This window comes from Propionicimonas sp., from assembly GCF_034927565.1.
GTDB lineage: Bacteria > Actinomycetota > Actinomycetes > Propionibacteriales > Propionibacteriaceae > Propionicimonas.
Map to the genome: position 1 here is coordinate 1 of NZ_JAYFPT010000106.1, position 7,486 is coordinate 7,486.

The window sequence follows — 7,486 nt, forward strand, 5'->3', positions numbered from 1 at the left end:
GACGCCGGCGAGGCTGGCGACCGCGATGGTGATGACTACGGGCTCGGCCATCAGGCCGAGGAACGCGTTCGGGAATCCGAACAGTCCGGCCTGCCAGGATCTGGCGACTGCGCTGCAGTTGATGACCTCGTTGAGGTTGCATGGGAGTCCGACTTTGGGGTTGGCCGCTAGCCGGATGGCGTCGGTTGACAGGACGAAGGAGGCGTACAGGCTGAGGCAGGCCGAGAAGAGCATGGTGGAGAAGATCCACCTGTCGGTCTGTCTGAAACGGTGGATGCGCTCCAAAAGGTCGTCTGATGTGGTCAAGGTGGTTGGACCTGTCTGTCGTCGTTCGGACGCACCGCAGCGCCGCGCCGAGCACCAGGACCTCGGCGTTCACCGAAAGGGCGCTCGTCTGCGCACGGGTGCGAGTTGAGTCGATCAGCAGGACAGGGCGGGTGGGCCTCGGCGTTGAAGCGGGTGATAGGGGCGACGTCCGGGGGTGGCCACCACGAGGGCCGTGACGGCAACGTGGGTAGGCACGGTAAGGGTCGCCGGCCTGGCATCACTTAGGCGTGTCCGGAACCAGTCGCGGGCCGTCTGTGCTGCCTGGCGGGCGTAGAGTCCCACGCCGAGCCCGAGCAGCAGAACGACCAGGCCGGCGATCAAGGTGGTTGCTGAGAGCACCATGAAGGACTGTGCGAAGCGTCCGAAGTTCAGCCCTGGCAGGTAGCTGTGCTCTGGGCACAGCTCGGACTCGACCAACAGATCGAGGTGGACGCCGAACGGCGCGATCAGGGGCACCTGCGGCATACAGGCTGTATCGGCGATGTTCACCGATCTCACTCCGGTAGCAAGGTTGCTCGCACCGATGAGCATCAACGCGGCGGCGCCTGCGGCGCCGCCGCGTTGTGATCTCATGCTCGCTCCTCGGGTTGTCGATGAGTCTAGCTACTGGCCGAAGCGTGCCGCTGCGCTCTGTCCGACGACGGCAGTACTCGCAGCGATAGAGGGTTGACGCGAGATCACGTGGCTGATGGGGTTTGACTACCAGGCCACGAAGCTGCTTGCCGGAGGCCCTTTTCGGCTGTGGCAGTCTTGTGGGCCAGGGACGGTCCCTGGCAGTGGTCGGGACCGCAACTGTGACTCTGAGAGGTTGGATCAGTGCAACGGTCGCACATTGGGAGCCTTCCGCACACGGTCAGGCGCCGGCTCTGGAGCGCGGCCGTTGCGATCGCGTCGGGTGTTCTGCTCGCGGGTTGCGGGTCGACACAAGCCAACACTGGAGGGTTCGTGTCGGGTGATGGCAGCCTGACGGTGCTGCCTGCCGATGAGCGTCCGCAGGCGCCCGTGATCGAGGGCGTCACGCTGGATGACGAGCGGTGGACGAGTGCTGACGTCTCCGGGAAGGTGATCGTCTACAACGTGTGGGGTTCCTGGTGCGCGCCATGCCGCTCCGAGGCGCCCGCGCTCGTGGCCGCCAGCCAGAAGCTTGCCGACCAGGCAGTCTTCGTCGGGTTGAACACCCGAGACTTCGACAAGGCCGCGCCCCGTGCGTTCGTGCGGGCATTCGAGGTTCCCTATGTGAACCTGTTCGACCCTGAGGGTGCGCTTCTGCTGAACTTCTCCGGCGAGTTGCCGCCCAACGCCATCCCAAGCACGATCGTGGTCGACCTGGAGGGCCGGGTCGCTGCCCGGATCATCGGCGAGACCACAGAATCGACCCTGGTGGGTCTGATCCAAGACGTGGCAGCGGGCAAGTGATCCCGCTGGAGTTGGGCGACTGGATCCGCCAGGCTGTGGGCGGCTCGGTCGCATTGGGTTTGCCGATCGCGCTCCTCGCCGGGCTGGTGTCGTTCTTCTCACCGTGCGTGCTGCCGCTGCTGCCTGGCTACCTGTCGTACGCCACCGGGATGGGGGCTGCGGACATCACTACCGGCCAGAGCGCGAAAGGGGTGGCCGGGCGGGGTCGCGTACTGCTCGGGACGCTGGGGTTCGTGGGCGGTTTCGCGGCGGTGTTCGTCGCCACCGGAGCGCTGATGGGTTCGGTGGGTGCCGCGCTCTTCGCGTGGCAGCGGCCATTGATGGTGGCTGCCGGCGTGTTGAGCATCGCCCTGGGATTAGTGTTCACCGACTGGCTGCCGTGGGGTCGCGGGACGTGGCGGCTGCAAGTGCTCCCCCGAGCCGGCGTGGCGGCGTCGCCGCTGCTGGGAATCGTGTTCGGGCTGGGGTGGACGCCATGTATCGGCCCGGCGCTATCGGTCGTGCTCACGTTGGCCCTGAACGAGGGCACTGCGCTGCGCGGCGCCGTGCTTGCCTTCGCTTACGCGCTCGGCCTCGGGCTGCCGTTCATTGTCGCTGGACTGGCCTTCGACCGGCTGGGCGGCACGCTGGGCTGGGTGCGCCGCCACCATCGTGCCATTCAGGTCACCGGCGGGGTGACCATGATGGTGATCGGGGTGCTGCTGATCACCGGCTGGTGGGACATCGCAATGGCCGGTGTACGGCAGTGGGCGAGCAGTTTTGCACTGCCGGTCTGACCCGACACCGATCCACGTACTCACCGCCGGGATCAGCGTGAGCCACGTTGCGGCGTCAAAAGAAACCGGGCTGCCTGGGTGACCCATCCTCACGCATAAGGTCAGCATCCGATGTATGGTCAGTGTGTGCTGACTCTTGCTTCCCGGTTGGACGTGATGAATCGGTTGGGCCGGGCGATGGCCGATCCGACCCGTTCGCGGATTCTGCTCCAGTTGCTGGAGGCGCCGGGGTACCCGGCTCGGTTGTCGGAGTCACTGGGCCTGACCCGCACCAATGTGTCGAACCATCTGGCCTGCCTGCGCGGCTGCGGATTGGTGGTGGCAACGCCCGAGGGCCGGCAGACGCGGTACGAGATCGCTGACCCGCATCTGACGCGAGCGCTGGAGTTGCTGGTGGAGGCGGTGGTCGCCTACGACGACGGCGTGTCCTGTGTGAATGAGGACTGTGACGTGCCGTTGTGCTGTGGCCCGGGTGCTGGCAGGACGGGAGAGGCCCGGTGAGCAGGGAGTGCTGCGGCGAGGACGCTCCACGTGGGGACGGCTCCTTGCCGATGAGTCTGCTGCGGGAACCTGGAACAAACCAACCCGGACCCGCCGGAGACCTGAGAGTTGCGGCGCACACACCGGGCGGCGCGTGCTGCGAGCCGGCTTCCAATGGTCGCGGCGAGCGCGACGAGGACACTGAGGGGGTGCGGCCACCGTGGTGGCGGGATCCCGCTTTGCTGCCGTCGCTGGTCTCTGGGGTGTTTCTGCTTGCCGGTTATGGTCTGGCATGGGCCGGGCTCGACCTGGCCGCTGGAGGGCTTCAGGCCGTTGCCCTGGCGGCTGGGGCCTACACCTTCGTGCCGGGCGCTCTCCGGCGGCTGGCTCGCGGCCGACTCGGCGTAGGCCTGCTCATGACGATCGCGGCGGTCGGGGCGGTTCTTCTGGGACATGTCGGGGAGGCGGCTGCGCTGGCCTTCTTGTTCTCGTTGGCCGAGGCTCTTGAGGACCGGGCGATGGATCGTGCGAAGGACGGTCTGCGGGGGCTGCTGGCGCTGATTCCGCAGACCGTTCGTATCTCGCGGCTGGGCGGAGACGTGACGGTCCCGGCCGCGGAGGTGCAGGTGCTGGACATCCTGGTGGTCGGCGCTGGTGAGCGGGTTGCGACCGATGGGGTCGTGGTGATGGGCCGATCGAGCATCGACACATCGGCAGTGACTGGAGAGTCGATCCCGGTGGAGGTGGGTCCGGGCGATGAGGTGCCGGCGGGGTCGGTGAACGGCTCGGCGACCCTGCAGGTCGAGGCCACCGCGGATGGCCGGGATAACTCGCTGACTCAGATCGTGGCGCTGGTCGAGCAGGCCCACGCCCGCAAGGGGGAACGGGCGCGTTTGTCGGATCGGATCGCCCGCCCGCTGGTGCCCGTGGTGCTGGTCGTGGCGGTCCTGGTGGTTGTCTTCGGGTTCATCGTCGGTGATCCATGGACCTGGACCGAACGAGCTCTGGTGGTGCTGGTCGCGGCGTCACCGTGCGCTTTAGCCATCGCGGTGCCGGTGACCGTGATCAGCGCGATCGGCGCGGCGTCGAAGTTCGGTGTCGTGATCAAGTCGGGCGAAGCGTTCGAACAATTGGGGACCATTCGCACGATCGCGCTGGACAAGACCGGCACCCTGACCCGGAACGACCCCGCGGTGGTGGACGTACGAACCTCGCCTGGCATCTCGCGGGGGGACTTGTTGTCGCTGGCTGGGGCTTTGGAGGCATCCAGCGCCCACCCGTTGGCGGCGGCGATCGCCGCGACCGTATCGGGCGCGCCCGCGGCATCCGGGGTGGTCGAAGAAGCCGGCTGCGGCATCACCGGTCAGGTCGGAGATGCCCGGGTCAGGGTCGGTAACGTTCGATGGATCGACCCCGCAGGGCTTTCGCCAGATGCTGATGCAATGGCGGGCGAGGGCATGACGGTCGTCGTGGTCGAAGCCGACGGTCAGATAGCCGGGCTGATCGGCATTCGTGACGAACTGCGACCTGAGTCCGCAGAAACGGTACGTCTGCTGCGCGCCCAGGGCATTGACACGATCATGCTGACCGGCGACAACGCCAGCACCGCGAACGCGCTGGCCCGGCAGGCCGGGATCACCAACGTGAGGGCCGAGCAACTTCCGGCCGACAAGGCCCTGGCCATCAGGGAACTTACCGGTGGCAGCCCCACGGCGATGGTGGGCGACGGCATCAATGACGCCCCAGCGCTAGCGACAGCGACGGTGGGCATCGCCATGGGCGCCAAAGGAGCAGCCGCCGCGATCGACTCAGCGGACGTGGCGTTCACCGGTCACGACCTGCGGCTCATACCCGCCGCGCTGGCTCACGCGCGCCGGGGACGGCGGATCATGACGGTGAACATTGGCCTCGCGCTGGCGATCATCGTGCTGTTGTTCCCGCTGGCGCTGTTCGGCATCGTCGGACTGGCTGGGATTGTCCTGGTCCACGAGGTGGCCGAGGTCGTGGTGATCCTCAACGGCATCCGCGCCGCCCAACGACCGGCCGCTTTGAGCAATGCCAGGTCTGCGGAACAACCCAGTGCCGTGCTGGCCAGCACCCACTAGCGGTCAGCATGACCATCACCACGACCAGTCCGCCTGCGGACGACATCAGCCAGCCCGCGCAGCCGGCGCGGCCTGCGCTGCCGCTGGGGTGGGCCATTGTGACCTCGGCTTTGGCTGGCGTGGGGCTGGACGCTGCATTCCCCGAACTCGGCTGGTGGCCGATCGCCTTCGTCAGCGTCACCCTGGCCCTGCTCGCGCTCGCCGGCCGGAAGTCGGGCGGAGCCTTTCTGGTCGCTCTGGTCTACGGCGGTGCCTTCTTCGTGGCGCACCTGAGTTGGGCGGGACGGTTTCTGGGTCCGCTGCCGTGGCTCGGTCTGGCCGGCTTGCAGGCACTGTTGTTCGCCGCGGGAGCAATACCGATCGCGTTGGCCTACCGGTGGTCCACGCGGACGCTGCGCGGCAAGTGGGGTCAGCTAGTGATCGTCCCGCTTCTGGTCGGAGGGTTGTGGACACTGCGCGAGTCCATCATGGGCAGCTGGCCCTACGGCGGGTTCCCCTGGGCTCGTCTGGGGATGAGCCAGGCCGGCAGCCCGTTCGCCGAAGCTGTCTCGTGGGTAGGTGTGACCGGCTTGTCGTTCCTGATAGCAGCCGTCTGTGCAGGGATCGCGCAGTGGTGGCGGATCGGTCGCCGGCGTGACTGGCGGGGCCTGGTCATGCCTGCCGCGGTGACCGCCTTGCTGCTCGTGACACCGCAGTTCCCCACCACCCCGGCTGGTGAGGTGACCGTGGGCTGGGTGCAGGGCAACGGGCCGGCCGGCTACTTCGACGCCGCGGCCCCTGGTGCGATGCTCACCGCACAGACCGCCGCGACCATGCCGCTGATCGGCCAACCGATGGATGTGCTGGTCTGGCCCGAAGGAGGGGTCGACAGTGACCCACTCAACAACCTGGGGACCAGCAGGGCACTCGATGAGCTGTCCCACCAGGTCTCGGCGCCCTTGCTGGTGAACGCTGCAACCCGCCGCGGGGAGAACACCTACAACACCTCCCTGCTCTGGCCGCCTACCGGCGGCGAAGTCCAGCTGTTCGACAAGGCGAATCCGGTGCCGTTCGGCGAGTATGTGCCCGACCGCTGGTTCTACCAGCGCATCGCTCCGGACCTGATCGGCCTGATCGGACGCGAGTACACTCCCGGCACCAACTCCCCGTATGTCAGCCTGAACGGGGTCGGGGTGGGATTGGCCATCTGCTTCGACGTCATCTTTGACGACGTCATCTGGCAGGGCGCCCAGGACGGGGCTCAGCTGTACCTGCTTCAGTCCAACAACGGCGACTTCCGCGGCACCGACGAGAACCTGCAACAGGCCGCCCTCGCCCGGATGCGCGCAATCGAGACCGGTCGCGGCGTCGTGAACGTCTCCACGACCGGCACCAGCCAGGCCTTCGCCCCCGACGGCACAATCCTCGACGAACTCCCCACCGACACCATCGGCGCTCGGGTCACCACCATCCCACTACGCACCGGACTGACCCCGGCTGTCTCCCTCGGCCCGTGGATCGCCGGTCTCCTGGCCGCGACCAGCCTGCTCGGCCTCCTGCTGCTCAGGTTCGCAGCTCGGCGCTAGGCCTGCCGCGCGTCCCCGTCCTCGATCCAGTCAACCCGGCTACCTGAGGCCGCGAAGGCTGTGCCCAACGCCTGGGACGAATCTGCCGACTCTAGCGGCGTAGTCGCGGTAGGCGTCGCCGTGAACGGCGAGTAGGTAGGGTTCCTCGACCGCCCGGACTTGTACCTGAATGGCGGCGAGCAGCACGACGGTCGCCGCCGTCGCCGCGATCGTCGGGGCCAGCAGGAACAACCCGACGCTTGACACAGCCATCCCGGAGAACACCGGGTTGCGCACCATCGCAAAGGTCCCATCGGTCACCATCTCGGTGTGCTCCTCCGGGTCGACGCCAACCCGCCAGGAAGCGCCCATCTCCCGCTGCGCCCGCAGCAACGTCTTCATCCCGAGCAGTGCAAGGACCAGCCCGATCCCTTCCACGATCGTGCCGCCGGGGATGGTCAGGCGTCCGATGCCGACGATCTGCGTCACCGGGCCTGCCAGTCCGAGCAGCAGCGCGACCGCGAACAGCAGCTTCCCCCACCATTGGGCGGAACCCGCCGCACCTGCTTTGAGTCGGAACCCCGTATCTCCGTTGCGGCGCAGGTGAACCACCGCTCGAAAGCCGAAGGCCAGACCGAGGCCGATCAGGTACAAGGCCAGCGCGATCCAGCCGTTCAGGGCCGTCACTCGACTGGCGCGTCCAACTCGGTCTGGGTGCGGCCGGCGAGTTCCTGCCGTGGAGCAGCCGATCCTGCACGTCCGGCCGGACGGTCTTCGTGGGTGATGCCGTGGTGGTCGCGGTTGTGGTCGAACCGCAGCAGTCGCAGGGCGTTGAGGA

At 67.5% G+C, this 7,486-nt stretch carries 8 protein-coding genes; 5 read left to right on the plus strand and 3 right to left on the minus strand.

The features are described from left to right. The coding region (locus VB080_RS14800) for a vitamin K epoxide reductase family protein (RefSeq protein WP_300150403.1) at positions 1-306 on the minus strand (306 nt) is incomplete at its 3' end. 114 nt (positions 307-420) lie between these two features. After that, a complete protein-coding gene (locus VB080_RS14805; protein ID WP_323419226.1) occupies positions 421-900 on the minus strand; it encodes a hypothetical protein in 480 nt (159 codons plus the stop codon). Between the two features lie 258 nt (positions 901-1,158). Here VB080_RS14805 and VB080_RS14810 point away from each other — a divergent pair, with 258 nt between their 5' ends. From VB080_RS14810 to lnt, 5 genes are all read left to right on the plus strand, one after another. Then, positions 1,159-1,743, plus strand: coding sequence for a TlpA family protein disulfide reductase (locus VB080_RS14810; RefSeq protein WP_077687482.1), 585 nt, complete (start codon positions 1,159-1,161; stop codon positions 1,741-1,743). Further along, complete coding sequence (locus VB080_RS14815; RefSeq protein WP_077684795.1) at positions 1,740-2,519, plus strand: cytochrome c biogenesis CcdA family protein; 780 nt, start codon at positions 1,740-1,742, stop codon at positions 2,517-2,519. The genes VB080_RS14810 and VB080_RS14815 overlap by 4 nt, the downstream gene beginning before the upstream one ends. 126 nt (positions 2,520-2,645) lie before the next feature. Then, the gene (gene cmtR, locus VB080_RS14820) at positions 2,646-3,020 is read left to right on the plus strand and encodes a Cd(II)/Pb(II)-sensing metalloregulatory transcriptional regulator CmtR (RefSeq protein WP_077687481.1); all 375 of its coding nucleotides are present in this window, start codon (positions 2,646-2,648) and stop codon (positions 3,018-3,020) included. Between the two features lie 50 nt (positions 3,021-3,070). Next, on the plus strand, positions 3,071-5,104 hold the full coding sequence (locus tag VB080_RS14825) for a cation-translocating P-type ATPase (RefSeq protein WP_323419227.1): 2,034 nt from the start codon (positions 3,071-3,073) through the stop codon (positions 5,102-5,104). Positions 5,105-5,112: 8 nt separating this feature from the next. Continuing rightward, positions 5,113-6,669, plus strand: a complete 1,557-nt coding sequence (gene lnt / locus VB080_RS14830; protein WP_300150418.1) for an apolipoprotein N-acyltransferase — start codon at positions 5,113-5,115, stop codon at positions 6,667-6,669. 39 nt (positions 6,670-6,708) lie between these two features. Here lnt and VB080_RS14835 read toward each other — a convergent pair whose 3' ends face one another. Then, the gene (locus VB080_RS14835) at positions 6,709-7,335 is read right to left on the minus strand and encodes a methyltransferase family protein (protein WP_300150421.1); all 627 of its coding nucleotides are present in this window, start codon (positions 7,333-7,335) and stop codon (positions 6,709-6,711) included. Positions 7,336-7,486: the final 151 nt, after the last annotated feature.

Bases quoted from the DNA above. Each gene is read 5' to 3' on its own strand.
- lnt (WP_300150418.1), top strand. From the start codon at position 5,113: ATGACCATCACCACGACCAGTCCGCCTGCGGACGACATCAGCCAGCCC.
- VB080_RS14825 (WP_323419227.1), top strand. From the start codon at position 3,071: ATGAGTCTGCTGCGGGAACCTGGAACAAACCAACCCGGACCCGCCGGA.
- VB080_RS14805 (WP_323419226.1), bottom strand. From the start codon at position 900: ATGAGATCACAACGCGGCGGCGCCGCAGGCGCCGCCGCGTTGATGCTC.